Annotated in this window: 27 protein-coding genes; 18 read left to right on the top strand and 9 right to left on the bottom strand. The window is 61.0% G+C overall.

What is annotated here, in order from left to right; genetic code table 11:
* Window positions 1–9: 9 nt before the first annotated feature.
* Genes FHT92_RS07750 through deoA form a run of 5 tightly spaced genes read left to right on the top strand, consistent with a single transcriptional unit; the run spans window position 10 to window position 4,270 of the window.
* Window positions 10–981 (top strand): ABC transporter permease, encoded by a 972-nt coding sequence (locus FHT92_RS07750; RefSeq protein ID WP_183823594.1) that lies wholly within the window; start codon window positions 10–12, stop codon window positions 979–981.
* A 1-nt stretch (window position 982) separates the two neighbouring features.
* Complete coding sequence (locus FHT92_RS07745; RefSeq protein WP_183823592.1) at window positions 983–1,372, top strand: cytidine deaminase; 390 nt, start codon at window positions 983–985, stop codon at window positions 1,370–1,372.
* Entirely contained in the window at window positions 1,369–2,163 is a 795-nt protein-coding gene (locus FHT92_RS07740; RefSeq protein WP_183823590.1) for a purine-nucleoside phosphorylase, read from the top strand. The genes FHT92_RS07745 and FHT92_RS07740 overlap by 4 nt, the downstream gene beginning before the upstream one ends.
* A gap of 21 nt (window positions 2,164–2,184) precedes the next feature.
* Window positions 2,185–2,961 carry a deoxyribose-phosphate aldolase gene (gene deoC / locus FHT92_RS07735; protein WP_183745701.1) on the top strand — a complete coding sequence of 259 codons (777 nt, stop codon included), beginning with the start codon at window positions 2,185–2,187 and terminating at the stop codon, window positions 2,959–2,961.
* Between the two features lies 1 nt (window position 2,962).
* Entirely contained in the window at window positions 2,963–4,270 is a 1,308-nt protein-coding gene (gene deoA / locus FHT92_RS07730; RefSeq protein WP_183823588.1) for a thymidine phosphorylase, read from the top strand.
* Between the two features lie 6 nt (window positions 4,271–4,276).
* Here deoA and FHT92_RS07725 read toward each other — a convergent pair whose 3' ends face one another.
* The 7 genes from FHT92_RS07725 to FHT92_RS07695 form a co-directional block, all read right to left on the bottom strand.
* A complete protein-coding gene (locus FHT92_RS07725; RefSeq protein ID WP_183745707.1) occupies window positions 4,277–4,843 on the bottom strand; it encodes a TIGR02281 family clan AA aspartic protease in 567 nt (188 codons plus the stop codon).
* A 126-nt stretch (window positions 4,844–4,969) separates the two neighbouring features.
* The gene (gene upp, locus FHT92_RS07720; protein WP_183823860.1) at window positions 4,970–5,599 is read right to left on the bottom strand and encodes a uracil phosphoribosyltransferase; all 630 of its coding nucleotides are present in this window, start codon (window positions 5,597–5,599) and stop codon (window positions 4,970–4,972) included.
* Window positions 5,600–5,701: 102 nt separating this feature from the next.
* Window positions 5,702–6,670, bottom strand: a complete 969-nt coding sequence (locus FHT92_RS07715) for an adenosine deaminase (RefSeq protein WP_183823586.1) — start codon at window positions 6,668–6,670, stop codon at window positions 5,702–5,704.
* Complete coding sequence (locus tag FHT92_RS07710; RefSeq protein ID WP_183823584.1) at window positions 6,667–7,887, bottom strand: phosphopentomutase; 1,221 nt, start codon at window positions 7,885–7,887, stop codon at window positions 6,667–6,669. The genes FHT92_RS07715 and FHT92_RS07710 overlap by 4 nt, the downstream gene beginning before the upstream one ends.
* A 281-nt stretch (window positions 7,888–8,168) precedes the next feature.
* Window positions 8,169–8,750, bottom strand: a complete 582-nt coding sequence (locus FHT92_RS07705; protein WP_183823858.1) for a TadE/TadG family type IV pilus assembly protein — start codon at window positions 8,748–8,750, stop codon at window positions 8,169–8,171.
* The gene (locus FHT92_RS07700; RefSeq protein WP_183823582.1) at window positions 8,750–9,382 is read right to left on the bottom strand and encodes a TadE/TadG family type IV pilus assembly protein; all 633 of its coding nucleotides are present in this window, start codon (window positions 9,380–9,382) and stop codon (window positions 8,750–8,752) included. The genes FHT92_RS07705 and FHT92_RS07700 overlap by 1 nt, the downstream gene beginning before the upstream one ends.
* A gap of 113 nt (window positions 9,383–9,495) precedes the next feature.
* Window positions 9,496–9,897, bottom strand: coding sequence for a pilus assembly protein N-terminal domain-containing protein (locus FHT92_RS07695; protein WP_183745718.1), 402 nt, complete (start codon window positions 9,895–9,897; stop codon window positions 9,496–9,498).
* 393 nt (window positions 9,898–10,290) lie between these two features.
* Between FHT92_RS07695 and FHT92_RS07690 the strand changes: the two genes are divergently transcribed.
* The 10 genes from FHT92_RS07690 to FHT92_RS07645 all read left to right on the top strand — a co-directional run bounded on the left by FHT92_RS07690 (window position 10,291) and on the right by FHT92_RS07645 (window position 19,923).
* Window positions 10,291–10,467 carry a Flp family type IVb pilin gene (locus tag FHT92_RS07690; protein WP_183823580.1) on the top strand — a complete coding sequence of 59 codons (177 nt, stop codon included), beginning with the start codon at window positions 10,291–10,293 and terminating at the stop codon, window positions 10,465–10,467.
* A 174-nt stretch (window positions 10,468–10,641) separates the two neighbouring features.
* Window positions 10,642–11,154 (top strand): prepilin peptidase, encoded by a 513-nt coding sequence (locus tag FHT92_RS07685; protein WP_183823578.1) that lies wholly within the window; start codon window positions 10,642–10,644, stop codon window positions 11,152–11,154.
* 110 nt (window positions 11,155–11,264) lie between these two features.
* Window positions 11,265–12,080: a Flp pilus assembly protein CpaB gene (cpaB, locus tag FHT92_RS07680; protein WP_183823576.1), complete on the top strand. Its 816-nt coding sequence runs from the start codon at window positions 11,265–11,267 to the stop codon at window positions 12,078–12,080.
* A gap of 5 nt (window positions 12,081–12,085) precedes the next feature.
* Entirely contained in the window at window positions 12,086–13,597 is a 1,512-nt protein-coding gene (locus FHT92_RS07675; RefSeq protein WP_409527136.1) for a type II and III secretion system protein family protein, read from the top strand.
* The gene (locus FHT92_RS07670) at window positions 13,594–14,343 is read left to right on the top strand and encodes a CpaD family pilus assembly protein (RefSeq protein ID WP_183745728.1); all 750 of its coding nucleotides are present in this window, start codon (window positions 13,594–13,596) and stop codon (window positions 14,341–14,343) included. Before FHT92_RS07675 ends, FHT92_RS07670 begins: the two co-directional genes overlap by 4 nt.
* A 17-nt stretch (window positions 14,344–14,360) precedes the next feature.
* Window positions 14,361–15,638, top strand: coding sequence for a CpaE family protein (locus tag FHT92_RS07665; RefSeq protein WP_183823574.1), 1,278 nt, complete (start codon window positions 14,361–14,363; stop codon window positions 15,636–15,638).
* Window positions 15,639–15,661: 23 nt separating this feature from the next.
* Window positions 15,662–17,146 carry a CpaF family protein gene (locus FHT92_RS07660; protein WP_183823572.1) on the top strand — a complete coding sequence of 495 codons (1,485 nt, stop codon included), beginning with the start codon at window positions 15,662–15,664 and terminating at the stop codon, window positions 17,144–17,146.
* A gap of 1 nt (window position 17,147) precedes the next feature.
* On the top strand, window positions 17,148–18,155 hold the full coding sequence (locus FHT92_RS07655; RefSeq protein WP_183823570.1) for a type II secretion system F family protein: 1,008 nt from the start codon (window positions 17,148–17,150) through the stop codon (window positions 18,153–18,155).
* A gap of 15 nt (window positions 18,156–18,170) precedes the next feature.
* Complete coding sequence (locus FHT92_RS07650; protein ID WP_183745740.1) at window positions 18,171–19,154, top strand: type II secretion system F family protein; 984 nt, start codon at window positions 18,171–18,173, stop codon at window positions 19,152–19,154.
* A gap of 136 nt (window positions 19,155–19,290) precedes the next feature.
* A complete protein-coding gene (locus tag FHT92_RS07645) occupies window positions 19,291–19,923 on the top strand; it encodes a LysE family translocator (RefSeq protein ID WP_183823568.1) in 633 nt (210 codons plus the stop codon).
* A 1-nt stretch (window position 19,924) separates the two neighbouring features.
* Here the strand turns inward: FHT92_RS07645 and FHT92_RS07640 are convergent, their stop codons facing one another.
* Window positions 19,925–20,758, bottom strand: coding sequence for a tetratricopeptide repeat protein (locus FHT92_RS07640; RefSeq protein WP_183745744.1), 834 nt, complete (start codon window positions 20,756–20,758; stop codon window positions 19,925–19,927).
* 139 nt (window positions 20,759–20,897) lie between these two features.
* On the opposite strand from FHT92_RS07640, the gene FHT92_RS07635 reads away from it, so the two are divergent.
* From FHT92_RS07635 to FHT92_RS07625, 3 genes are all read left to right on the top strand, one after another.
* The gene (locus tag FHT92_RS07635; RefSeq protein WP_183745747.1) at window positions 20,898–22,289 is read left to right on the top strand and encodes a M17 family metallopeptidase; all 1,392 of its coding nucleotides are present in this window, start codon (window positions 20,898–20,900) and stop codon (window positions 22,287–22,289) included.
* Window positions 22,290–22,401: 112 nt separating this feature from the next.
* Window positions 22,402–22,752 carry a MarR family transcriptional regulator gene (locus FHT92_RS07630; protein WP_183745749.1) on the top strand — a complete coding sequence of 117 codons (351 nt, stop codon included), beginning with the start codon at window positions 22,402–22,404 and terminating at the stop codon, window positions 22,750–22,752.
* A gap of 37 nt (window positions 22,753–22,789) precedes the next feature.
* Window positions 22,790–23,644, top strand: coding sequence for an NlpC/P60 family protein (locus tag FHT92_RS07625; RefSeq protein WP_183823566.1), 855 nt, complete (start codon window positions 22,790–22,792; stop codon window positions 23,642–23,644).
* A gap of 15 nt (window positions 23,645–23,659) precedes the next feature.
* Here the strand turns inward: FHT92_RS07625 and FHT92_RS07620 are convergent, their stop codons facing one another.
* A complete protein-coding gene (locus tag FHT92_RS07620) occupies window positions 23,660–25,051 on the bottom strand; it encodes an amidase (protein WP_183823564.1) in 1,392 nt (463 codons plus the stop codon).
* Window positions 25,052–25,062: the final 11 nt, after the last annotated feature.

Raw genomic sequence — 25,062 nt, 5'->3', positions numbered from 1 at the left:
GAACAGACGATGGAATATTATGAGATTTTCATCAACGTTCTGAGCTCGACGATCCGGCTCTCCATTCCGCTGATCTTCACCGCTCTTGCCGGCCTGTTTTCCGAACGCGCCGGCATTTTCGACATCGGTCTCGAAGGCAAGATGCTGGGCTCGGCCTTTGCCGCCGCCTGCATCGCCTATCTCACCGGATCGGCCTGGGCCGGCCTCGGCGCCGGCGTGGTCTGTTCGGTGGCGCTCAGCCTCGTGCATGGCTTTGCCTCGATCACCAATCGCGGCAACCAGATCATCTCGGGTGTCGCCATCAACTTCTTCATCGCCGGTATCACCATCGTGTTGGGCCAGGCCTGGTTCGGGCAGGGCGGCCGCACGCCGCAGTTGCTGCCGGAGGCACGCTTCGCACCGATCATCCTGCCGGGCGCCGATGCTGTCAGGAACGTGCCGATCATCGGCCCGCTCTATGCCGGCGTGATCTCCGGCAACAATATCCTGACCTACCTTGCCTTCCTCGCCGTGCCTTTCTCCTGGTGGGTCCTCTATCGCACGCGTTTCGGCCTTCGCCTTCGCGCCGTCGGCGAGAATCCGGGTGCGGTGGATACGGCTGGCATTTCGGTCTCCTGGCTGCGCTACCGCGCCGTCATGTGCGCCGGCATCCTCTGCGGCTTTTCCGGCACCTATCTGGCGATCGCCCAGTCTGCGGCCTTCATCAAGGACATGTCGGCCGGCAAGGGCTATATCGCGCTCGCTGCCCTCGTCTTCGCCAAGTGGAAGCCGGTGCCCGTCATGTTCGCCTGCCTGCTCTTCGGCTTCCTCGATGCTCTCGCGAATTTCATGCAGGGCAAGCACGTGCCGCTGATCGGCGAGGTACCGGTTCAGGTTTTCCAGGCTCTGCCCTATATCCTCACCTGTGTTCTGCTCGCCGGCTTCATCGGCGTCGCAATCCCGCCGAAGGCCGGCGGCGTGCCCTATGTGAAGGAGCGTTGATATGTCTCACGACCTGTTCGAAGCCGCGCGCGGCGCCATGGCCTTCGCGCACGCTCCCTATTCCAAGTTTCCTGTGGGTGCTGCGATCCGCGCCGAGGACGGCAAGGTCTATACCGGCGCCAATATCGAGAACCTCTCCTTCCCGCAGGGCTGGTGCGCCGAGCCTACGGCGATCGGCGCCATGATCATGGGCGGTGCCAAGAAGATCGTCGAAATGGCCGTCATCGCCGAAAAACTGCCGCTCTGCCCGCCCTGTGGCGGCTGCCGGCAAAAGATCTCGGAATTCGCCGGCAAAGACACGAAGATCTACCTTTGCGACGAAACCGGCGTGAAGAAGACCATGACCATGGAAGAGCTTCTGCCCTTCAGCTTCGAAACGGAACTCGGATGATCGCGACCGTCGAACTGCTCGCAGCACTGCTCGGTGGGCTCAAGCCGCGATACGGGATCGTACTCGGCTCCGGCCTCGGCTCGCTCGTCAGTGAGATCACGGATGCGGTCTGCATCCCCTACAAGGACCTGCCGGGCTTTCCGGTCAGCGCCGTCTCCGGTCATGCCGGAGAGGTCGTCGCCGGCCATCTCGGCTCGGTGCCGGTCATCATGCTCTCGGGCCGCGTCCACTATTACGAAAAGGGCGATGCCAATGCCATGCGGCTGCCGATCGAGGTTCTGCAGGCCCTCGGCGTCGAGGCGCTGATCCTCACCAATTCGGCGGGCTCGCTGAAAGAGGACATGCCGCCCGGCTCGGTGATGCAGATCGCCGATCACATCAATTATTCCGGCATGAATCCGCTGATCGGCGAAGAGAGCGACCATCGCTTCGTCGGCATGACCAATGCCTATGACGCCGAGCTTGCGGCTGCCATGCGAGATGCGGCAAAGACGCTTGATATCCCGCTCGCAAGCGGCGTCTACATGTGGTTCTCCGGCCCGAGTTTCGAGACGCCGGCCGAAATCCGCATGGCCCGCATTCTCGGCGCCGATGCGGTCGGCATGTCGACCGTGCCTGAAGTCATCATCGCAAGAATGCTGGGCTTAAGGGTTGCGGCAGCCTCGGTAATCACCAACTATGGGGCTGGCATGACCGGAAACGAGCTCAGCCACGAGGAAACCAAGGATATGGCGCCGGTTGGCGGTGCCCGTCTCGCCGCCATACTCAAAGAAATGATTGCCGGTCACTGATTGCCGGTGGAGGAAGCGAAAATGTACAGCCATTCCAACCGGGAAACGGCCGCCGTCGCCCTTTCCCTTCTCGATCTCACCAACCTGAAAGACGATTGCACCCAGGAGCAGATCGACACGCTTTGCGCCCGCGCGCAGACACCCTATGGCAGCAGTGCTGCAATCTGCATCTGGCCGCGTTTCGTCGCCCATGCCCGTATCGTGCTCGGCAAGGGCCACCCGGTCCGCATCGCGACCGTCGTCAACTTTCCATCCGGTGATATGGAAATCGCCGATGTCGCCGCCGAGACGCGCGAGGCGATCGCCGACGGCGCCGACGAGATCGATCTCGTCATTCCCTATCGCAAGCTGATGGCAGGCAACGAGAAGGCCGTCACCGACATGGTTGCGGCCGTGCGCGCCGAATGCGTTGCGCCTGTCCTGCTGAAGGTCATCATCGAGACCGGCGAGCTGAAGGATGCCGCTCTCATCCGCCGCGCCTCGGAACTGGCGATCGAAGCCGGCGCCGATTTCATCAAGACCTCGACCGGCAAGGTCGCCGTCAACGCGACGCTCGAAGCGGCCGACATCATGATCCGCGCGATCAGAGAGAGCGGCCGCAAGGTGGGCTTCAAGCCGGCCGGCGGCATATCCACAGTTGCCGATGCTGCCCTCTATCTGAGCCTCGCCGAAACCATCATGACGCCGGACTGGGCGATGCCCTCCACCTTCCGTTTCGGCGCGTCCGGCCTGCTCGACAACATCCTTTCGGTCCTCAGCGGCACGGAACCCAAGCCGGCGGCTGCCTCGAGCTATTGAGATGATCCCGCAGGAGATCATCCGCCAGAAGCGCAACGGCGCGGAACTTCCGACTGACGATATCGAGGCCTTTATCGCGGCATTGGCTGCTGGCAATCTGTCGGAAGGCCAGATCGGCGCCTTCGCCATGGCGGTCTGGTTCAAGGGCATGTCGCGCACCGAAACCGTTGCGCTGACGCTCGCCATGGCCCGCTCCGGCGACATGCTCTCCTGGGAAGGCATCGACCGCCCGGTCGCCGACAAGCATTCGACCGGCGGCGTAGGCGACAACGTCTCGCTGATGCTCGCCCCGATCGCCGCTGCCTGCGGTCTGGCCGTACCCATGATATCAGGCCGCGGCCTTGGTCATACCGGCGGCACGCTGGACAAACTCGAATCCATTCCAGGCTATACGATCAATCCGGATGCCGCTCTCTTCCGCAAAGTGGCAAAAGAGGTTGGCTGCGCCATCATCGGCCCGACGGGTGCCTTGGCGCCGGCCGATGGCAGGCTCTATGCCGTGCGCGATGTAACGGCGACCGTCGATTCCATCCCGCTGATCACAGCCTCGATCCTGTCGAAGAAGCTTGCCGCCGGCCTGCAGACCCTGGTGCTCGACGTCAAAACCGGCAACGGTGCCTTCATGGCCGATCCCGAGCAGGCGATCGCGCTGGCGCATTCGCTGGTCGAAGTCGCAAATGGTGCGGGCGTGAAAACCTCTGCGCTCATCACCGACATGAACCAGCCGCTTGCCGATAGCGTCGGCAATGCCGTGGAAGTGCGCAACTGCCTTGATTTTCTGGCAGGCCGAAAGACCGGTACCCGCCTTGAAACCATAGTGCTTGCCTTTGCCGCCGAAATGCTCGTGCAGTCAGGTTTTGCCGGCTCCCTCATCGAGGCGGAGAGCAAGGCGCAGGATGCGCTCTCTTCCGGGAGGGCTGCGGAGATCTTCGCGCGCATGGTGCATATGCTCGGCGGCCCCGCCGATCTTCTGGAACGGCCCGACGCCTATCTACGCAGGGCGCCTGTCGAGCGGCCTGTTCCGGCCTCGCGTAGCGGCTGGCTCGCGGCCTGCGACGCCCGCGATCTCGGCGTGAGCGTTATCGATCTCGGCGGCGGGCGCCGCCACCCGGCCGACAGGATCGACCACAGCGTCGGCTTCACCGGCCTGCTGCCGCTTGGAACGCATGTGCATGAGGGCGATCCGATAGCGCTCGTTCACGCTGCCGACGAGGCTTCGGCCGAAAGAGCCGTCGTCGCACTTGCCGCAAACTATCGCATTGCCGACGAGAAACCGGAACCGCTTCCGGTCATCGCCGGCCGGATCTGATGGGCTCTACTCCTTGAGACTGAGCGAGCCGTCGGCAACGGAGTAGGAGGCAAGCTTCCGCAGGAAGCTCATACCAACAAGCGTGTTGCTCAGCGCTTCGTCTTTCAGCACGAAGGCTTCGACGCTGCGAACGCGAATGCCGCCGATTTCCACGCGGTCGAGCATCACATGCGCCGCCTTGGTCTGGCCGTTCGCGGTATTGACGGCATAACGGAAATCGAGCTGGTTGCCGGAAAAGCCGAGCCTGCGGGCGAGGCTTTCGTTCAGCGCGACATAGGTGGCACCGGTATCGATCAGCCCCTGCACAGGCTTGCCGTTGATCCTGAAATTGCCGGTATAATGGCCCTGGGAATCGGCCTGAAGGCGGATCATGCCGCCATTGGCGATCGTAGCAGGCGCATCGGGCGCGCTACCCTCGGCCGAAACGAAATTTGCGGAGATCGTATTGCCGGGCTGGGTCGTGCCGGTGAGCAGAGAAGGCACCTGTGTCGCCAGTGCCGCCGCGATGCTGGCAAATATGACGGTACGCATGAGCATGAAACAGAAATCCTTCCTGTATAAACCCCGCCTCATGCGGGACCTCATGCTTCAAGCAGCTAAGCCATAAGTGCTGAAAAGTTGCTAACGGCGACATAAGAAAGGCCCGGAACGAACCGCCCAGGCCTTGAAGTGCTTTCGAATTGGTAAAGGACGCTGAAATTATTTGGTACCGTACATCCGGTCGCCGGCGTCGCCGAGACCGGGCACGATGTAACCCTTCTCGTTCAGATGGCTGTCGATCGCCGCCGTGAAGACCGGAACGTCGGGATGCGCGGCACGGAAGTTCTTGATGCCTTCGGGAGCAGCCAGCAGGCAGAGGAAGCGGATATTGTGCGCGCCGCGCTCTTTGAGCTTGTCGATCGCGGCAATCGAGGAATTGCCGGTCGCAAGCATCGGGTCGACGACGATGATCAGGCGCTCGGCCACGTCTTCAGGCGCCTTGAAGTAATATTCGACCGGCTGCAGCGTTTCATGATCGCGGTAGACGCCGATATGAGAAACGCGGGCGGAGGGCACCAGATCGAGCATGCCTTCGAGAAGCCCGTTGCCGGCGCGCAGGATGGAGGCAAAGACCAGCTTCTTGCCTTCGAGGATCGGCGCCTGCATCTCCTGGATCGGCGTTTCGATCGTCTCCATCGTCAGCTCCAGATCGCGCGTGACTTCATAGCAGAGCAGTGTCGAGATTTCGCGCAACAGCCGGCGGAAGCTGCCCGTCGAGGTTTCCTTGCGCCGCATGATGGTGAGTTTGTGCTGCACGAGCGGGTGATCGATGACTGTGACGCCGTCCATAGGGAAACCTTCCAATTCTTTGTTCTTATCGGCTGTTTCTTCCATGGAAATCGCCTCCACTGCAAGAGCGGAGGCGAATTTGCCATTAATAACTCCGCGCCGTTAAAGACGGGCGAGCAACGCTTTGCGCGTCTCTTCGTCGACGAAGGCCGCCTCGATGGCCGTTTGCGTCATGGCGTTGATGTCAGCATCGCTGAAGCCGAAGGCCTGCGAGGCAAGCTCGTATTCCCGCTTGAGCGATGTGTGGAAGAACGGCGGATCGTCGGAGCTGATCGTCACCTTCACGCCCGCATCCCTCAGCCTGCGCAATGGGTGCGAGTCGAAATCCGGAAAGACCTTGAGCGCGATATTCGAGCCGGGGCAAACCTCCAGCACCGTGCCGAGGTCGGCGAGCCGCTTGACGAGGTCGGCATCCTCGATTGCCCGCACACCGTGGCCGATACGCGAAGGGCGCACCGCATCCAATGCGTCCGAAACGCTGAAGGCGCCGCAAACTTCGCCGGCATGGATGGTGAGGCCAAGCCCTGCATCGCGGGCAATGTCGAAGGCGCGCGCATAGTCGGCAACGCGACCCATCCGCTCCTCGCCGGCGAGATTGAAGCCTGTTATCAGCGGATTAGCGGCCTTTGCCGCATATTCCGCAGCGCCGATCACGCTTTCCGGGCCGAAATGCCGCTCCCCGGTCACGATCAGCCGCGCCTCGATGCCGCTTTTTGCCTTCGCCCGGCGGATGCCTTCGCAAACACCTGATATATAGGCGTCCGCACCGAGGCCAATGCGCTTGCCATGGTCGGGCGAAACGATGAGCTCGCTGTAGATCGTGCCGATGCCGGCAAGTTCTTTCAGATAGGTTTCGGTCAGCAGCGCATAGTCTTCCTCGGTCTTGTAGACCTCGGAAACCTTGTCATAACATTCCAGGAAGCTCGCGAAATCATGCCAGACATAGACGCCGCCCCGCAGATGGGCGCTGATGTCGATCCCATATTTACGCGCCTGAGCCTCAGTCAGATCAGGGGGAGCGGCACCCTCCAGATGGCAGTGCAGCTCGACCTTCTTCAAATGCGATGTCACAGAAAATTCCTTCCATGCGTCCCTGCGGGAATGCCGAGATGCCGCGCAACGCTTTCGCCGATATCGGCATAGGTCCGGCGTATGCCGACCGAGCGCGACCGGATGCCGGGACCATAAGCGATGACAGGCACGCGCTCGCGCGTATGGTCGGTGCCGCGCCAGGTCGGGTCGCAGCCGTGATCGGCGGTCAGGATCACGAGATCGCCGGGCTGCAGCTTCCGATGAACTTCAGTGAGGCGTTCGTCGAAGGCTTCGAGGGCAGCCGCATAACCGGCCACGTCGCGGCGATGGCCATACAGCATGTCGAAATCGACGAAATTGGTGAAGACGAGATCGCCATCCTCCGCCTCGTCTATTGCCGCAAGCGAAGCATCCATCAGGGCATCGTTGCCGTTTGCCTTGATGACCCGCGAAACGCCCTGATGAGCGAAAATATCGCCGATCTTGCCGACGGCGTGCACGTTGCGGCCATGCTGGACGAGCCGGTCGAGCAGCGTCGGTTCCGGCGGTGGCACCGAAAAGTCGCGGCGGTTGCCCGTTCTCTGGAAGGTCGCAGCACTCTGACCGATGAAGGGGCGCGCGATGACGCGGCCAATATTGTAGGGATCAAGCAGGCCGCGGGCGACCTGGCAGAAGTTGAGCAGCCGGTCGAGGCCGAAATAGACCTCGTGAGCAGCCACCTGGAACACGGAATCCGAGGACGTGTAGCAGATCGGCTTGCCGCTGCGCATATGCTCTTCGCCGTAGCGCGCGATGATCTCGGTTCCCGAGGCATGGCAGTTGCCGAGAATGTCCGGCACGTCAGCTGCGCGGCAGAGCGCGTCGATCAGTTCCGGCGGAAAGGCATCGCCCTTGTCAGGAAAATACCCCCAATCGAAGGTAACAGGCGTTCCGGCGATTTCCCAATGACCTGACGGGGTGTCCTTGCCGCGCGAGGTTTCGCTGGCGGCGCCATAGACGCCGTAGATCTTGTCCGGCAGCGGCATCCCGGCCGGAAACTGTCCTGAAGCGGCCCGTGCAATATGCAATAGCCCAAGCGCCGACATGTTCGGAAGCGAAAGCGGGCCGGAACGCAGGCCGACTCGGTCGGCAGCGCCGGCCGCACAGAATTCGGCGATATGGCCGAGCGTGTCGGCGCCCTCGTCGCCATAGGCTGCCGCATCCGGCGCCCCGCCGACACCGAAGGAATCCAAAACGAAGAGAAAGGCACGCGCCATTTTTCACCCGTATTATCTGCTGTCATCAGCCTATAGCTGGAGCGATCTGACCCCAGCGCCACGCTTCTTCAGACGCGCAAAGGACGCTGCAGCACTTTAAATTGTTGCATAATTTATCCTCAAAGCGATTTCGATATAAGGAATTATGCAGGAGCGCCCAGCCATATAATGACGGGAACCGCTTGGCAAATTTGAGGTGTGGAAGCGCAGAGCACGTTCTGCAAAAGGGTGCGTCGATTTTGCGAAGGACCGAAAGCGTAGCGTGCGGATCGCGATACGCTTTAGCAGTCGCCGCAAGGAATATCGTCGTTTTGCCGCTGGCGATAGAAATAGCTGCGGCTGATCGTGATGGTGCGCGTTTCCGCCGGCATGAAGTTGGGGGCAAAGACCAGCAGCGTATAGGGCGTGCTGACCTCGGCGCGGATGAGGAAGCTGTTTGCCTTCTTCATATCCGTTGGCACATCGGAAACCGTGCTGTTCTTGGCGTAGGGCGCCGCACCGCTCGGCGCCCACGACCAGAGAACTTTGGGATTGGCGCCGCCGTCGATCTGGATTGCGGTGACCTTCAACGAGAGACCGGAACTGTCATAAGGCGCGAAGATCGCCGGTGCGGCTTTGGCGATATCTGTGAGCGAGCTTTTGGTGACGCTCTGCTGCTGGGTGATGATATCGGCGATCGAGCCGGCGGCACGTGTCGTGCGCTTGCTGACGCTGAGCCCGATCGTGATCTCGAATGCGCCGAGATAGAGCATGATCAGAACCGGGAAGATGATTGCAAACTCGATGGCGCCCACGCCTTTCCGGTCGCGTGCAAAGCGCCGCGCCGTCGAAGCCAGCCATATCGGAAGTCCCCGGCGCGCCATCATGGATACTGTTCGTTCTGGAAGGCCGCCGTCGCGACGATAAGATATTCGCTGGGCATGGAGCTACCGACAGGGCGAAGGCCGGTGACATAGGGACGAACGAGATCGACGATGATGGACCAGCGATAATAGGCGCGCACCATGTTGATCGAGCCGGGGCCGCCGGGCGTGAATTTGAAATCCGAGACCTTCAGGTCTGAATACTTGTCCGAAGACACGCGCGGGATCGTCGTAGGGACCGAGGCAAAGGTCGTGAAGCTCCGCACATCCAGATAGAGCTTACCGGGTGTCGCCGCCTCCGTCGCCGAGCAGCGGATGATGATCGAGATTTCGTCGCAGAAGGCCTGCCGGAACTGGGTCTGCGTCTTATGGGTCGGACGCGCGGGATCTATGAAGGTGATCTGCCCGGTTCGCATCTGGCGGCTCAGCGTATCCACGGCATTCGAGACGAGCTCTTCCGCCGTAAAGGCGATGAAGGTTTCCAGGATGGCGAATATGACGACGAAATAAGGAATGGCCAGCAACGCGAATTCGATCGCGGCAGAGCCGTCGCGCGAGCGTGCCAGGGCGCGAAGTCTGGATAAACGCAGCGACGCACGCACCTTGCCCGTCTCCTGCTCACGGATTGCCATAGTCTGGCCTCGAAAATGTTCTTCGGGTGCCACACTAGGGCGTGTTCGTTGATTTTCCGTTTCAGGCCGGAGCAGCTATTTTAACGAATGGGCGTGAGCTTCATGGATATCGCTTAGTTTGCGGAAGCGGCTTCGCCCTGCTGCGAATGCTGCTCGCAATTGGGCGTGCAGGAAAGAACCGAGCGTTCCGTCTGGCGATAGACGCGCACCGTATTGCCTTCATCGATAGAGACGAGGATGCGTTCGTCCAGAATGGCGTTGCCGGCGCCGTCGAGCAGCACGATATTGGTCGTGCCGAAGGCCCGGCCCGTCAGCACGATCGTTTTGGGGTCGGCAACCGTCGCATCGGCGACCTTGGCGTTGCCGACGATGACCTTGCTGACCGGACGGTCCAATTTCAGAACGCGCGCGTGATCCATATAGACGCGCAGCATGTCTTCCTGGGCGGAAGCTGTGGATGCCGTAAGAGCCGCAATCGCCCAGGCAAAGAAAACGGTCTTGCCGTTCGATGGCATTTTGGCCCTCTTTCACGATCGCAATGCAGATTGCAGACAGAATGGAAAAAAATGGTGAATTAAGCTTTAAGCCTCCCATGCCATGTTCATCATGAAACGTATTGGGTCGTTTCGGTACGCGCCGATTAGGCGTAAAATCGCCGGATAGCAGAAATTCGTATTATTTCTGGACGACTGGAAGCTATTGTCCCGGATTTCTTCCGGAAAATCACTAAGAACGTAAGCAATGCAGCAATGAACTACTTACCTCGACTGGCACGGGTTGTCCCATTTACACCTCGTTAACGTATTTCATTAAGTCGATGGAAACGGCCATTCGGTAGGTTGCGGCCATCCGATCAACGGCAAACAGTTGGCGGACGTGCTGAACATCAACTGGAGTTAGAGGTAACCATGACCAAGCTTTTTAGCCGTTTTCTGAAGGATGAATCCGGCGCGACCGCAATCGAATACGGCCTGATCGCCGCGCTGATTTCCGTAGCCCTCGTTGCTGGCGCTACCACGCTCGGCGGCAAGCTGAACGACACGTTCACCGAGCTGGGCAACAAGCTGGACAATGCTGTGAATTGATAATTATTACTGGGGCGCGGCTCTGGTTTAGAAAAAGTCAGACTCACGAGCGAAACGCTGTGCGTTAGGTATGCATAAAATGCCGGCCGGAGATGATCCGGCCGCCCAATGACCGGGCTCGCAGCTTCACGGCCGTGAGCTTTTTCGCATTATGTTCCGATCGGGCATGTAAACATGATCGCAGCTGCAGTCTTCGTGATACTGCCACTCTGCCTCGCCATCGCGGCATTCTCGGATCTGTTTACCATGACGATCCCGAACCGTGTTTCCCTGATCCTTATCGCCTCTTTCGCCGTCATTGCGCCGCTCTCTGGCTTGAGCTGGGATGTCATCGGCATGCACCTCGCAGGTGCTGCCATCGTCTTCTGTGTCTGCTTTGCTCTTTTTGCGGTCAACGTGATGGGCGGCGGAGATGCCAAGCTGTTGAGTGCGACAGCACTCTGGTTCGGCTTCGATCAATCGCTTCTTTTCTTCGTGGCAGATGTCGGATTGATAGGCGGTGTCCTGACGCTGCTCATTCTAATGGTAAGGTCGCAATCGAATGCTATTCTCGCCATCGGCCTGCCCATTCCCAATTCACTCCTGCTCGCCAAGAAAATTCCCTATGGCATCGCCATCGCGATCGGCGGCTTCTTGGCCTTCCCCTCCTCACCACTCTTCGTTGCCGCGCTGGAAAGCCTGAAATGACGGCATTTTAATCGGCCGTTAACTTAAAATCTAAGTGTTCCATTAACCATAATTATACCAATTCCTGAGCATTCTGCGGGGCGAACGCGTTGCGCCCCGAGGAACGATCAATGAAACCGGCCCGCTTTATTATTCTAGCTGTCGCCGTGGTGGCAGCCGGCCTTGCCGGTGTTCTTGCGATGAACATGGCCGGTAGTGGCGGGGTCGTGACGAGAGTCCAATCCGTTATCGAGAAGGAGCCGACCGTCAACGTGCTGGTCTCCAGCGCCAATCTTCCGGTTGGCGCGCGGTTGGACGAGAAAGCCGTTCACTGGATGGCCTGGCCTCAGAGTGGCGTTGTCCAGGGTTTCATTACCGAGGCCGACCGGCCGGATGCCATCAAGGATCTGCAGGGCGCCGTCGTGCGCTTGCCCGTCTTTGAAGGAGAGCCGATCCGTCCGGAAAAGGTCGCCGACTCCAACAGCCGCATCCTGTCCTCGCTGCTGCCTGCCGGCAAGCGCGCCGTCGCGACCGAAATCTCCGTTGCGACCGGCGCCGGCGGCTTCATCCTCCCCAATGACCGCGTCGATGTCATTATGGTGCGCAAAGGGCAGAACACGGACAAATACATAACCGAAACCGTGCTGAGCAATATCCGCGTCCTTGCGATCGACCAGCAGATCGAGGAAAAGGAAGACGGCACCAAGGCGGCAGTCGGCACAACTGCGACGCTGGAGCTGACCCCCGACCAGACCAAGGTCCTGGCCGTCGCCCAGCAGATGGCCGATCGCCTCTCGCTCGCCCTGCGCTCCGTCGCCGATGCCCAGGAGCAGGACACCAGCGCGGCAGACTATCTGCTCAGCGGCGATAACGGCAGTGCAATCGTCCAGGTCATCAAGTCCGGCTCCATCGTCACGGATGCCACCGGCTCAGTGAAGCCGGAGTAAGGGAAATGCAGATGGGCAACTTGAAACAGCGCACCAGGCTTTTCCTGACCGGCTGCCTTTCCCTGGCAATGGCTGCGGCGGGCATTACGCCGCTTTCCTTTCACGCGCCCTTTGATGTGAAGCAGGCCAATGCCGGCTCGGAAAGCCTCATCCGCATTTCCCAAAGCGGTCCCGGCGCACATCGCCGCCTGAAGCTCGGCCTCAACAAGGCTGTTGTCGTCGACCTGCCGGAAGACGCTCATGACATTCTCGTTTCCGATCCGAGCATGGCCGATGCGGTGACCCGCACCTCGCGGCGCATCTATTTATTCGGCAAGAAGGTCGGGCAGACCAATATCTTCGTTTTCGGCGCCAGCGGTGAGGAGGTCGTCAGCCTCGATATCGAGGTCGAGCGCGATGTCTCCGGTCTCGAGGCCAATCTGCGCCGCTTCATTCCCGACTCCGCCATCAAGGTCGAGATCGTCTCCGACAATATCGTTCTGACAGGCACCGTCCGCACGCCGCAGGATGCCACCCAGGCAGCGTCGCTTGCCGAAGCCTTCCTGAAAGGCGGCGAAGCCACGACGCGCACTGAGACTGCCTCCGGTACAGGCGGCGACAGTGCGGTTGCGCTGTTTGCCGAAAGCCGCCAGGTCTCCCAGGTCGTCAACCTCCTGCAGATTCAGGGCGAAGACCAGGTCACGCTCAAGGTCACGATCGCCGAAGTTCGTCGTGAAATCCTGAAACAGCTTGGCTTCGACAATCTCGTTAGCAATTCCTCCGGCATGACGGTCGCCCAACTCGGCAGCCCATCGGCGGATACCGCTACATCCGTCGTCGGCGGCGGGCTTGCCGCGCTCTTCAAGAACTCGATCGGCAAATACGATATTTCGACCTATCTGAACGCACTGGAACAGGGCAAGGTCGTCCGCACGCTGGCCGAACCGACATTGACGGCGATCTCCGGCCAGGCCGCAACCTTCAATTCCGGCGGCCAGGTTCTCTACTCGACGACGGACAATCAGGGCAACGTCACCGTCGTTCCTTATAATTACGGTATCAATCTCGCCTTCAAGCCGGTGGTCCTTTCGTCTGGCCGCATCGCCCTCGAGATCAAGACCAATGTCTCGGAGCCGGCGCCGTCGGTATCGGGTTCGTCGCCGACCTATCAACGCCGCTCCGCCGAAACCTCGGTCGAGCTTCCCTCCGGTGGATCGATCGCACTGGCCGGCCTCATCCGCGACAACATCTCCCAGACGATGAACGGCACGCCTGGCGTCTCGAAGATCCCGCTTCTTGGCACGCTGTTCCGCCAGAAGGGGGTCGAGCGCCAGGAAACGGAACTCGTCATCATCGCGACGCCTTATCTGGTGCGTCCGGTGGCGCGCAATCAGCTCAATCGGCCGGATGACAATTTCAGCCCGACCAATGATGCGTCCGCTTTCTTCATGAACCGCGTCAACAAGGTCTACGGCAGCAACCAGGCGCCGGTCGCCGATGCGCAGTTCCACGGTTCCATCGGGTTTATCTACAAATGAGCGGGGCACGGTCTGGACCGATGAAAAAGAACAGAGATCGGGCGATGGCCCATTCCAATCCGCGGTCCCGCACCGCAAAGCCTCTGCTCGTGGCTGCATCACTCGCCGTTGCAATTCTTTCCGGCTGCGCCGGCCCGCGTGATCAGCTAACGACCGGTGGCATTCCCGATGATTACCGGGAGCGCCATCCCATCGTCGTCACGGAAACCGAGCAGACGGTAGACATCCCGGTCGCCTCTACGGATCGCCGCCTGACGATCGCCCAGCGCGAGCTTATCCGTGGCTTTGCAACCAATTACGTGTCGCGTGCCTCCGGCCCGGTCTATATCCTGTCTCCCGAAGGTTCGGCAAATGCAGGAGCAGCACGCGCCTTGCGCGGCCAGGTTCGCGCCGAACTTGCTTCGCGCGGCATTGCCAGCAACAAGATCATCAACACGACTTACGCGGCAACCGGCCTTCTCGACGCCGCGCCGATACGCCTGAGCTTCACCGGCATGACGGCGGTAACGACCCGGTGTGGCCAATGGCCGAAGGATATCTCGGCCGACTTCACGAACCAGAATTACTACAATTTCGGCTGCGCCTCACAGAACAACCTCGCCGCCCAGGTCGCCAATCCTGAAGATTTCGTTGCTCCGCGCGGCATGACCCCGATCGATGCGGAGCGGCGCAACGAGGCGATCAAGGAATACCGGACGACGACGTCCACGATCGAGGAAATCGATTCCGGTCAGACCGGTTTCTGATCAGGCGGGATGGAACGATGAGCACCGTCGACTACGAGATCAAGAATACCAGCGAACTCCGCCACGCTGAAGAGGCGATGCGCATGGGCGAGCTGGAAAACATGCGGCCGCTGCCGCGCATCTCCGTTCATGCCTTCTGCGAAAGCGAAGAACTGCAGCGGGTGATGGAGCGTTGCGCCAACGACAGGCGCATGTCGAAAGTCAGTCTGCGCATCACCAGCGGCGGCACGGCTGCGGCTGCAAACATGTTCTCAGGCGCACCGACGCCGAACCTCATCATCCTCGAAACCAGGGCGAATCCCGCCAGCCTGCTTGCTGAGCTCGCGCCGCTCGCTGCCGTCTGCGATCCCTCGACCAAGGTCGTCATCGTCGGCTACCACAACGATATCGGTCTCTACCGCGATCTGATCCGCAACGGCATTTCCGAATATATTGTCCAACCCGTCGCCATGCCCGATATCATGGGCGCAATGGCGGCGATCTTCGTCGATCCGGAAGCTGAGCCGCTTGGCCGCAGCATCGCCTTTATCGGCGCCAAGGGCGGGGTCGGCGCATCGACCGTCGCGCACAATTGCGCCTTTGGCATCTCGAACCTCTTCTCGACCGAAACGATCCTTGCTGATCTCGACCTGCCCTACGGCACGGCGAATATAGACTTCGATCAGGATCCGGCCCAGGGCATCGCCGAGGCGGTCTTTGCGCCGGAGCGGCTTGACGAGGTCTTTCTCGACCGCCTGCTAACCAAATGCTCCGAGCACCTTTCGCTGCTGGCCGCCCCCTCGCTTCTTGACCGCGCCTATGATTTCGAGGGTCACGCTTTCCAGCCGGTGATGGATGTACTGCAGCGCAGCGCGCCCGTAACGGTGCTCGACGTTCCGCATGCCTGGTCGGACTGGACCCGTTCGGTGCTGTCGAATGCCGACGAAGTGGTTATTTGCGCGGTTCCCGATCTCGCCAACCTGCGCAACGCCAAGAATATGCTCGATGCGCTGCGCAAGATGCGCCCGAACGACAAGGTACCGCATCTCATCCTCAATCAGGTCGGCATGCCGAAGCGGCCGGAGATCTCGGTATCCGATTTCTGTGAGCCGCTGGAAGTCGAACCGATTGCCATCATTCCCTTCGATATCGGCCTCTTCGGCAGCGCCGCCAACAGTGGGCGGATGATTTCCGAGGTCGATCCGAAGTCTCCGACCTCGGAGACATTTTCGCAGATCTCACACATTGTCACCGGCCGCGTGGCGATCAGGAAGTCCAGGAAGGGCGGCCTTCTCGGCCTTCTGAAACGCAAGTGAACGAGTAGAATTGGATCGGATCAATGTTCGGAAAACGCGGAAATGAAGGTTTCGGAAAGGCCGGTGCCGGCGGTATCGCCGCCCCTGCGCCGCCGATGCCGGCTGCCGTTGCGCCCGCCTCATCCGGTCCCGCGGTGCTTGTCGAGCCGTCGCGCGAGCCTGTCCGCCAGCAGGTGCCGCCGCCGCCGATGCAGACGCCACAGCGCAAGCGTCCCGCCCGCACGGACGAATATTACGATACCAAGGCGCAGGTTTTTTCCGCGCTGATCGATACGATCGACCTCTCGCAGCTGTCCAAGCTGGACGGCGAAAGCGCGCGTGAGGAAATCCGCGATATCGTCAACGATATCATCACCATCAAGAATTTCGCGATGTCGATCTCCGAGCAGGAGGAACTGCTCGAGGATATCTGCAACGACGTGCTTGGCTATGGTCCGCTGGAGCCGCTGCTGGCGCGCGACGACATTGCCGATATCATGGTCAACGGTGCGGGCCAGACCTTCATCGAAGTCGGCGGCAAGACGATCGAATCTGAGATCCGCTTCCGCGATAATTCGCAGCTCCTGTCGATCTGCCAGCGCATCGTCAGCCAGGTCGGCCGCCGTGTCGACGAATCAAGCCCGATCTGCGACGCGCGCCTGCCCGACGGCTCGCGTGTCAACGTCATCGCGCCGCCGCTGTCCATCGATGGCCCCGCGCTCACCATCCGAAAATTCAAGAAGGACAAGCTGACGCTTGATCAGCTCGTGCGTTTCGGCGCCATCACCCCGGAAGGGGCAACTGTGCTGCAGATCATCGGCCGCGTCCGCTGCAACATCATCATCTCCGGCGGTACGGGCTCGGGAAAAACCACGCTTCTGAACTGTCTGACGAACTATATTGACCGCGACGAACGCGTCATCACCTGCGAAGATACGGCCGAACTGCAGCTCCAGCAGCCGCATGTCGTGCGCCTCGAAACACGCCCGCCGAACATTGAAGGCGAAGGCGAAATCACCATGCGCGACCTCGTCAAGAACTGCCTGCGCATGCGTCCCGAACGCATCATCGTCGGCGAAGTGCGCGGACCGGAGGTATTCGACCTCCTGCAGGCGATGAATACCGGTCACGACGGTTCCATGGGCACGATCCACGCCAACAACCCCCGTGAATGCCTGAGCCGTATGGAATCCATGATCGCCATGGGTGGCTTCAGCTTGCCGGCAAAGACCGTGCGCGAGATTATCTCCTCCTCAATCGACGTCATCATCCAGGCGCAACGCCTGCGCGACGGTTCGCGCCGCATCACTCAGATCACTGAGGTGGTCGGCATGGAAGGTGACGTCATCATCACTCAGGACCTGATGCGTTACGAGATCGAAGGCGAGGACGCGAGCGGCCGCCTGATCGGCCGACATATGTCTACAGGCATCGGCAAGCCGCATTTCTGGGATCGCGCTCGCTATTACAACGAAGAAAAACGCCTCGCCGCCGCGCTCGACGAGATGGAATCGAAAACGAAGGATTGAGATGTTCGGCATCGATCCGACAGTGCTGGCAATTATCGTTCTCGCAGCCGTTGCGGCGGCCGCGGCAAGCTATGCCCTGTTGTTCTCGCGTATCGAGCGCGACAAGAAATCGGCAAGCCGCATCAACCGCGTAAAATCGGCAGAAGTCGATCGCACCAAGGTCAAGGCCGCTCGCGACCGTGTGCAGGAACTGTCGAAACGCCGCAAATCGGTGCAGGACAGCCTGAAGGATCTCGAAAAGCGGCAGCACGAAAAGACCAAGAAGACATTATCGCTGAAATCCCGCCTGGCGCAGGCCGGGCTGCCGATCACGCCCGCCCGCTTCTATCTTTTCAGCGCGCTCCTTGCGTTCATGCTGCTGATCTTGCTTTTCATCGCCGGTGCATCGCTGCCGTTTGTGCTCGGTATTCCCCTGGTCGCAGGCCTTGGTCTGCCACGCTGGATACTCGGCTTCCTCGTTTCGCGCCGTCAAAACAAGTTCCTCGAAGAATTTCCGAATGCGCTCGACGTCATCGTCCGCTCCATCCGTTCCGGTCTCCCGCTGAACGATGCGATCCGCCTCGTTGCGACCGAAGGAGTCGAGCCGGTCAAGAGCGAATTCCGCCGTATCGTCGAATCGCAGCAGGTCGGCCTCAGCGTACCCGAAGCCTGTGCCCGAATGACCAATCAGATGCCGCTGCAGGAAGTCAATTTCTTCGCGATCGTCATCGCCATCCAGTCGCAGGCCGGCGGCAACCTGTCGGAAGCGATCGGCAACCTTTCCAAAGTGCTGCGCGACCGCAAGAAGATGAAGGCCAAAGTCAAGGCACTGTCGATGGAAGCCAAGGCATCTGCCGTCATCATCGGCGCCCTTCCATTCATCGTCGCCACGCTCGTTTACCTGACGTCGCCGCAATACATGATGGTCCTGTTCACCGATCCGCGCGGCCATTTCATCATGGGCTTTTCCGCGGTCTGGATGTCGATCGGCATCTTCGTGATGCGCAACATGATCAACTTCGATATCTAGCGGAAGCAAGGCAACATGTCGCAGGAACTCGCCGCAACATTGACAGATCCTGCCACGATCGTGGCGGTGCTCGTCGCCATCGCCGTCTTCGCCACCTTCTATACGCTTGCCATTCCTTTTTTTGAACGCGGTGATCTCAACAAGCGCATGAAGGCCGTCTCGACCGAGCGCGAGCAAATTCGCGCCCGCGAGCGCGCCCGCCTGAATGCCGATACCGGCAGCAGGGCCACGCTCAGAAGCCAGAACAGCAGGCCTGTCCGCCAGATCGTCGAGCGTTTCAACCTGCGCAAGGCACTTGTCGACGACAACACGATGAACAAGCTGCGCGCCGCTGGTTTTCGTTCGGAAAACGCGTTGAACACCTTCCTCGTCGCGCGCTTTCTTCTGCCGTTTCTCTTCCTGGCCGTTGCCGCATTCTGGATGTTCGGCCTCGGCAACCTTGTCGATAAGGGCCTGCCGATACGGGTCTTCATCGTCATCGGCATTGCCTATATCGGCTTCTATGCACCGAACATCTATATCTCCAACCGTATGGGCAAGCGCCAGCTGTCCATCAAGCGCGCCTGGCCGGATGCGCTGGACATGATGCTGATCTGCGTGGAATCGGGCATTTCCATCGAAGCGGCCATGCGTCGCGTCTCCGAAGAGCTCGGCGAACAATCGCCGCCGCTTGCCGAAGAGATGGTGCTGACGACTGCGGAGCTTTCCTTCCTGCCGGATCGCCGCGTCGCGCTCGACAACCTCGCAGCCCGCACCCAGATCGATCTCGTCCGCTCTGTAACCCAGGCGCTCATTCAGGCAGACCGTTACGGCACGCCGGTTGCGACAGCACTGCGCGTGCTTGCGCAGGAAGGCCGCGACGAACGCATGAACGACGCGGAAAAGAAGGCCGCCGCCCTGCCGCCCAAGCTGACGGTGCCGATGATCCTCTTCTTCCTGCCGGTCCTGGTCGCCGTCATTCTCGGTCCCGCCGGAATCCAGGTCGCCGACAGGTTCTGATGCTTGCCGCTGTTGAGGAATCCGGTTAGCGTGCAGCCCGCGTAACTGGCGAATGAGATGGGGCCGCGATCGGGAAGCACGGACTTCCTGCCGTTCAAGTGGCCATCTTAGATCGACGTAAAAACGGGGCTTTGCCATGTCTTCTCTCGGCATCTTTATCAGCATCATCAGCGCTTTGATGATCGGCGCCATGAGTCCCGGTCCGAGTTTCGTCGTCGTCTCGCGCATTGCGATTTCCCGCTCTCGCTTTGACGGGCTTGCCGCGGCACTCGGTATGGGCATGGGCGGCGTGACCTTCGCTATTCTCGCGCTTGCCGGCTTGACGGCGCTGCTCTCGCAGTTCGAATGGCTCTATCTGGTGTTGAAGATCGCGGGCGGCGCCTACCTGATTTATATCGCTTTGGCGATTTGGAAGGGCGCGAGCGAGCCGCTGGCACTGTCGGGCGATGTCGCCGGTAAGAGCATGCCGGCGCGCAGTTTTACTGCTGCTCTGCTGACGCAGTTGAGCAATCCGAAGGCGATCGTTGTCTATGCCAGCATCTTTGCGGCGCTGCTGCCTAAGACCGTGCCGGTGGAGCTTTTGCTGGCATTGCCGGTCGGCGTCTTCCTGGTGGAGGCCGGATGGTACGCGATTGTCGCGCTTGCTTTTTCGGCTCGGCGTCCACGCAAGGTTTATATTGCCGCCAAGGCCTGGATCGACAGGGCCGCAGGCGCGGTCATGGCTGGTCTCGGCCTTCGTCTCATCCTGTCCGGATTGAACGGCAAATAACTCAGTTGGTATTGCTGGCGATAGATGGCGTCGCGTCTTTCGCCGCCAGCTTCTGCCAGGAATTCTGCTGGGAAAGCATGCCGCGCAAATAGGCGACGTTGGCATCTGCCTGTTGCGGCGAAAGCTCGCGCCGCGCAATCTGCTCGGCCTCCGGAAAACGACCCTGCAGGCCGACGACGAGAGCGAGGTTCTGGCGCACGCGGCTGTCGGCCGAAGGCTGGGCCGCGGCCGAACGCAGATAGGTTTCTGCCGTGCGCAGATCGCCCGTCAGAAGATAGGACATGCCGAGGTTGGAAAGGATAGAAGGTTCGTTCGGCTGGACGTCGAGCGCGTCGCGGTAGCGCTGGCGTGCATCGTTCGGCTTACCCATCTGATCGAGGATCGCGCCTTCCGCCGAGATCAACCGCCAGTCGGGGCGGTCGGGCGTCTGCGCTCTGCCGATCGTGTCCAGCGCCTGCTGAAGCTGCCCGGCGGCGGCCTGTGCCTTGCCATAGGCGGCAAGCACGTTTCGGTTGCCGGGGTTGGCGATGGCCACCTGCTGCATGACGGCAAGCGCTTGCGCATCGCGTCCGTTCATGCGCAGCAGATTGGCATAGTTTACGCCGTTGACGGGGTCGCGGGGGTTCTTTTCATAAGCCTGGCCGACCCGGTCGGTGGCGGCCCGCAATTCGTTGGCATCCATCTGCTCGACCGGCTTTTCGAGCTTTGGGACGGAACCCGTCGTCATCCGATCCTTTGCCGTCGTCGAGCAACCGGCAAGCGCCAGTATGACGAGAGCAGCCGCGGTTCCCCGCAAAATACGCTTGTCGAGAGGAATGAGGGCCGAGACGGGCATTGCGCGTTCCTGAATGAAATCAGCGCCTGACCTCAAAGCGGAACAGGGAAAGGTTTTGACGCAATCTTCACTCCAGCAATAGTCTGTTAACCCTAACAGATCGTTAAGAAGTGATTCTGCCCCGCCTCTAAGGACAAACATGGCCCCCTTCCAGTTCATCGAGCGCCCCACGCCTTTCAACACCAAGGGTGGGTCAACGCTGCCGATTTTTGCTGTCACACCCGCCCATATCGAAACCGGCACCATCGATCCGATCGCGCTCGATTGGGCTCGCAAAGCCGGCTACAAGGCGGAGAGTGGTTCGCTGCTTCTGATCCCGACGGCTGACGGCCATCTCGGCGGCGCGCTCTTCGGGCTCGGCATCAATCCGTCGGAACAGCCCTACATCACCGGCAAGCTCGCCCGCGCACTGCCCGCCGGCGACTGGCACATCGAGACCGCGCCGCTGACGGCAAACCGCCTGGCGCTCGGATTCGGCCTCGGCAGCTACCGCTTCGACCGTTACAAGTCCGAAAAATCCCCGGCCGCGACGCTGATGATCCCGCGCGATGCCGACGCCAACGAAATCAAGCGCCAACTCGCCGGCGTCTTCCTCGCCCGCGACCTCATCAATACGCCGACCAACGACATGGGACCGGAGCAGCTCGAAGCCGCTTTCCGGGATCTTGCCGCCCACTACAAGGCCGAGATGTCGGTCATCATTGGGGACGACCTGCTGAAGGAAAACTTCCCGCTGGTCCATACCGTCGGCCGCGCCAGCGCCGATGCACCGCGCCTGCTGGAGCTGCGCTGGGGCAAGAAGGGCCACCGCAAGGTTACACTGGTCGGCAAGGGCGTCTGCTTCGATACAGGCGGCCTCGACATCAAGCCGGCTTCCTCCATGCTGTTGATGAAGAAGGACATGGGGGGTGCTGCAAATGTCATGGGCTTGGCCCTCATGATCATGGATGCCAAGCTGAAGGTGGATCTGCGCGTCATCGTCCCCGTCGTCGAAAACTCCATCTCGTCGAATGCCTTCCGCCCCGGCGACATCTACAAGAGCCGCAAGGGGCTGACGGTCCAGATCGACAATACCGATGCCGAAGGCCGCCTGATTCTGGCCGATGCGCTCGCCTATGCCGACGAGGAAGAGCCGGATCTGCTGATCGATATGGCGACCCTGACGGGTGCCGCCCGCGTCGCTCTCGGCCCCGATCTGCCGCCCTTCTTCACCGATGACGCGAACCTTGCCCACGACCTGGCGGAAGCAAGCCTCGAGACGGACGATCCGCTCTGGCGGCTGCCGCTCTACGCCGGCTACGAAAAGGACATCCGCGCCAAGTTCGCCGATATCACCAACGCTCCGGCTGGCGGCATGGCAGGCGCCATCACCGCAGCACTCTTCCTGAAGCGCTTCGTCGGCAAGGCGAAAAGCTGGGCGCATTTCGATATCTACGGCTGGGCGCCGAACGAGCGTGCACACTCGCCGGGCGGCGGCGAGGCGCAGGCAATCCGCGCGCTCTACCACCATATTCGCCACAGTACCCGCTGAGCGATCGTTAGAATTTTATTCACCTTGCGAGGCGGCATTCCGTGCCGCCTCTTGCTTGCGCGCCATAACTACGGAAAATGAAAACGTCAGCGTAACGATTTCCGGAGGGGCCGTGCCGATTGAACTGACCGCCTCGCAGGCGCTTGGCCTCTGGCACGGCGTGGCGCTCGACCAGGTTCGTCACGACAACAGAGATTTGACGTTGCGCCAGATGGCGATCCTGCTGCATATCTATCTGGTGCCGCCGCCGCATACCGTCCGCGGACTAGCCGCGACGCTGAACGTGACGAAGCCGGTCATTACCCGGGCGCTGGATACGATGGGGGAAATGGGCCTCGTCGATCGCGTTCGCGACGATGACGACCGACGCAACGTCATCATCAAGCGCACCGTCGGCGGCGCGCTCTATCTCGAAAAGCTCGGCGACCTCGTGCGCGAGCAGGGCCGGAAGCTTCCGGTCTGAAAGGCCCTCGGCTGAAAGGCCATCTGAAAGGAATGTCATGACGATGCTCGACCGCCGCCTCCACGCCTATCGCCCGGATCTCGCGGAAGCCGGCCTTGAGGGCAAGGTCGAAGCGACGCGTTTCGTCAGCGGCACGCCGGCCCGTGTCTGCGTCCCCGTCATTGCCTTGCGGGCTCAGCCGGACCTTGCCCGCGGCATCGACACGGAACTGCTTTATGGCGAGGATGTCACGATATTCGATCGCGCCAACGGCTGGTGCTGGGTCAAGGCCGCGTCCGATGGCTATGTCGGCTACCTCCCCGAAAGCGCAGTTGCAGAAGCAGCCAGCGCCCCGACCCACATCGTCGTCCCGCAGCGCACCTTCCTTTATCCGGAACCGGAATTGCGTAAACCCTATAAGGCAGTGCTTTCCATGGGCAGCCGCGTCCGCATATCAGGCGAGGCTGAAGCGCGCGGCAATCACTATCTGGTCCTTGACGATGGCACTGCGATCTTCTCGAAACATCTGCAGCCCATCGGGGCGCTGGACGGTGAGGATTATGTCGATATCGCCGCCCGCTTTCTGGAGACTCCCTATCTCTGGGGCGGGCGCTCCGGCCTCGGCATCGATTGCTCCGGCCTCGTCCAGCTTGCATTGCAGATGACCGGCAGAAGTGCACCGCGCGATACCGACATGCAGGCGGCTGGTCTCGGCGAGCCGATCGAGCGTTCGGATGTACGCCGCGGCGATCTGGTCTTCTGGAGGGGGCATGTTGCCGTTTTCGAAGATCCCGAGACCATCATCCATGCCAACGGCCATACGATGACCGTTGCGCGTGAGAATTTCGAGGCTGCCGTCGAGCGCATCGGCTGGCTCTACGAGCAGCCGACCGGCTATCGCCGCCCTTTCTGACGCTCCCTGCGACCGTCAGGCCAATGGTGGCTTCGGCCAGTCTTTCACGCCACCCGTCCAGTCTTCGAAGGCTTTCGAGAGCCTGAGAACCCGCATGTCGTCGAAGCGCGGTCCGACGATCTGCAAGCCGATCGGCAGGCCCGATGTCGAGAAACCGCAATTGATGGAAGAGGCCGGCTGTTCCGACATGTTCCACGGCACCGTAAAGGCGATATGCTCGAAGGGCAGCTTCGGATCGTTGGTGGGCGAGGCCCATTCGGCCGGATAGGAAACGATCGGATTGGTCGGCGACAGCACAGCATCCACTTCGGTGAAAAGCCGGCCGCAGGTTTTGCGCATCTCGATCGTCTGGTTGAAGCCCTTGACGGCATCCACGCCGCTGATATCGGCCCCGCCCTTCGCCCACTCGTAAATATAGGGAAGGATGCTGTCGCGGCGTTCGTCGCTCAGCCCGGCAATGTCGCCCCAGAAACGCGCGCGCCAGAAAGCGTCGAGCCCGTCCAGCATGGCGCGCGTCAGCACCGGTCCGGCCGGAACGATCTTGGCGCCAGCCTTCTCGAAGAGTTTCGCCGCCTCTTCGACCGCGACCTTCACGTCTTCATCGACGGCCAGGCCGCAGCCGGCATCCAGCATCAGTCCGATCCGCATGCCGCTCAAATCGATATCGAGATCCATCCAGTCGAAATCGTTGGGCGGCAGGCTGGTGCCGTCGCGCCAATCGGGGCGGGAAAGGGTCGCCATCGAATAGGCGGCATCCTCCACCGTGCGGGTCATCGGTCCCGCACAGCGGCCGACATAGTAGGGATCGACCGGGATGCGCCCATGGCTCGGCTTGAAGCCGAAGACGCCTGTCCAGCCCGCCGGCAGGCGTACGGAGCCGCCAATATCCGTACCGACATGCAGCGGCCCGTAGCCGGCAGCAGTTGCCGCCGAAGCCCCGGCGCTCGAACCGCCGGGGTTTTGCGTGATGTCCCAGGGATTGCGGCTCAGATGATGGAAGCTGGAAAGGCCCGACGACAGCATCCCGTAGTCGGGGCAGGTCGTCTTGGCGAAAATGATGGCGCCGTCCTCCCGCAAACGAGCGGCCGCCGGCGCATCCGCTTCCGCTGGCTTCAGCTCGGCCGCCCTCGTGCCGAGCGGCACCGGCTGGCCCTTGGTGGCGATCAGCTCTTTCAGCGTGACCGGGATGCCGTCCAGCGGACCGAGTGTTCCGCCCTTCATCCAGCGTTCGCTGGATGCCTTCGCCTGCTTACGCGCTGCCTGCGGATCGTAGAGATAAAGTGCTGCGATCGAAGGCTCCCAGGCGTCGATATGCCGTTCGAGGGCAAGCCAGTATTCGAGCGGCGAGAAGCTTTTGTCAGCAAAACGCCGCCTGAGTTCGCGGATGGTGAAATCGGTATCTAGCATGGTCTGGTCTT

This window comes from Rhizobium sp. BK377 (assembly GCF_014193935.1).
In the GTDB taxonomy this organism is placed as follows: domain Bacteria; phylum Pseudomonadota; class Alphaproteobacteria; order Rhizobiales; family Rhizobiaceae; genus Rhizobium.
This window is presented reverse-complemented; position numbering and strand designations above follow the sequence as displayed.

Bases quoted from the DNA above. Each gene is read 5' to 3' on its own strand.
- FHT92_RS07750 (WP_183823594.1), top strand. From the start codon at position 10: ATGGAATATTATGAGATTTTCATCAACGTTCTGAGCTCGACGATCCGG.
- FHT92_RS07745 (WP_183823592.1), top strand. From the start codon at position 983: ATGTCTCACGACCTGTTCGAAGCCGCGCGCGGCGCCATGGCCTTCGCG.
- FHT92_RS07740 (WP_183823590.1), top strand. From the start codon at position 1,369: ATGATCGCGACCGTCGAACTGCTCGCAGCACTGCTCGGTGGGCTCAAG.
- deoC (WP_183745701.1), top strand. From the start codon at position 2,185: ATGTACAGCCATTCCAACCGGGAAACGGCCGCCGTCGCCCTTTCCCTT.
- deoA (WP_183823588.1), top strand. From the start codon at position 2,963: ATGATCCCGCAGGAGATCATCCGCCAGAAGCGCAACGGCGCGGAACTT.
- FHT92_RS07725 (WP_183745707.1), bottom strand. From the start codon at position 4,843: ATGAGGCGGGGTTTATACAGGAAGGATTTCTGTTTCATGCTCATGCGT.
- upp (WP_183823860.1), bottom strand. From the start codon at position 5,599: ATGGACGGCGTCACAGTCATCGATCACCCGCTCGTGCAGCACAAACTC.
- FHT92_RS07710 (WP_183823584.1), bottom strand. From the start codon at position 7,887: ATGGCGCGTGCCTTTCTCTTCGTTTTGGATTCCTTCGGTGTCGGCGGG.
- FHT92_RS07705 (WP_183823858.1), bottom strand. From the start codon at position 8,750: ATGGCGCGCCGGGGACTTCCGATATGGCTGGCTTCGACGGCGCGGCGC.
- FHT92_RS07700 (WP_183823582.1), bottom strand. From the start codon at position 9,382: ATGGCAATCCGTGAGCAGGAGACGGGCAAGGTGCGTGCGTCGCTGCGT.
- FHT92_RS07695 (WP_183745718.1), bottom strand. From the start codon at position 9,897: ATGCCATCGAACGGCAAGACCGTTTTCTTTGCCTGGGCGATTGCGGCT.
- FHT92_RS07690 (WP_183823580.1), top strand. From the start codon at position 10,291: ATGACCAAGCTTTTTAGCCGTTTTCTGAAGGATGAATCCGGCGCGACC.
- FHT92_RS07685 (WP_183823578.1), top strand. From the start codon at position 10,642: ATGATCGCAGCTGCAGTCTTCGTGATACTGCCACTCTGCCTCGCCATC.
- cpaB (WP_183823576.1), top strand. From the start codon at position 11,265: ATGAAACCGGCCCGCTTTATTATTCTAGCTGTCGCCGTGGTGGCAGCC.
- FHT92_RS07675 (WP_409527136.1), top strand. From the start codon at position 12,086: ATGCAGATGGGCAACTTGAAACAGCGCACCAGGCTTTTCCTGACCGGC.
- FHT92_RS07670 (WP_183745728.1), top strand. From the start codon at position 13,594: ATGAGCGGGGCACGGTCTGGACCGATGAAAAAGAACAGAGATCGGGCG.
- FHT92_RS07665 (WP_183823574.1), top strand. From the start codon at position 14,361: ATGAGCACCGTCGACTACGAGATCAAGAATACCAGCGAACTCCGCCAC.
- FHT92_RS07660 (WP_183823572.1), top strand. From the start codon at position 15,662: ATGTTCGGAAAACGCGGAAATGAAGGTTTCGGAAAGGCCGGTGCCGGC.
- FHT92_RS07655 (WP_183823570.1), top strand. From the start codon at position 17,148: ATGTTCGGCATCGATCCGACAGTGCTGGCAATTATCGTTCTCGCAGCC.
- FHT92_RS07650 (WP_183745740.1), top strand. From the start codon at position 18,171: ATGTCGCAGGAACTCGCCGCAACATTGACAGATCCTGCCACGATCGTG.
- FHT92_RS07645 (WP_183823568.1), top strand. From the start codon at position 19,291: ATGTCTTCTCTCGGCATCTTTATCAGCATCATCAGCGCTTTGATGATC.
- FHT92_RS07640 (WP_183745744.1), bottom strand. From the start codon at position 20,758: ATGCCCGTCTCGGCCCTCATTCCTCTCGACAAGCGTATTTTGCGGGGA.
- FHT92_RS07635 (WP_183745747.1), top strand. From the start codon at position 20,898: ATGGCCCCCTTCCAGTTCATCGAGCGCCCCACGCCTTTCAACACCAAG.
- FHT92_RS07625 (WP_183823566.1), top strand. From the start codon at position 22,790: ATGACGATGCTCGACCGCCGCCTCCACGCCTATCGCCCGGATCTCGCG.
- FHT92_RS07620 (WP_183823564.1), bottom strand. From the start codon at position 25,051: ATGCTAGATACCGATTTCACCATCCGCGAACTCAGGCGGCGTTTTGCT.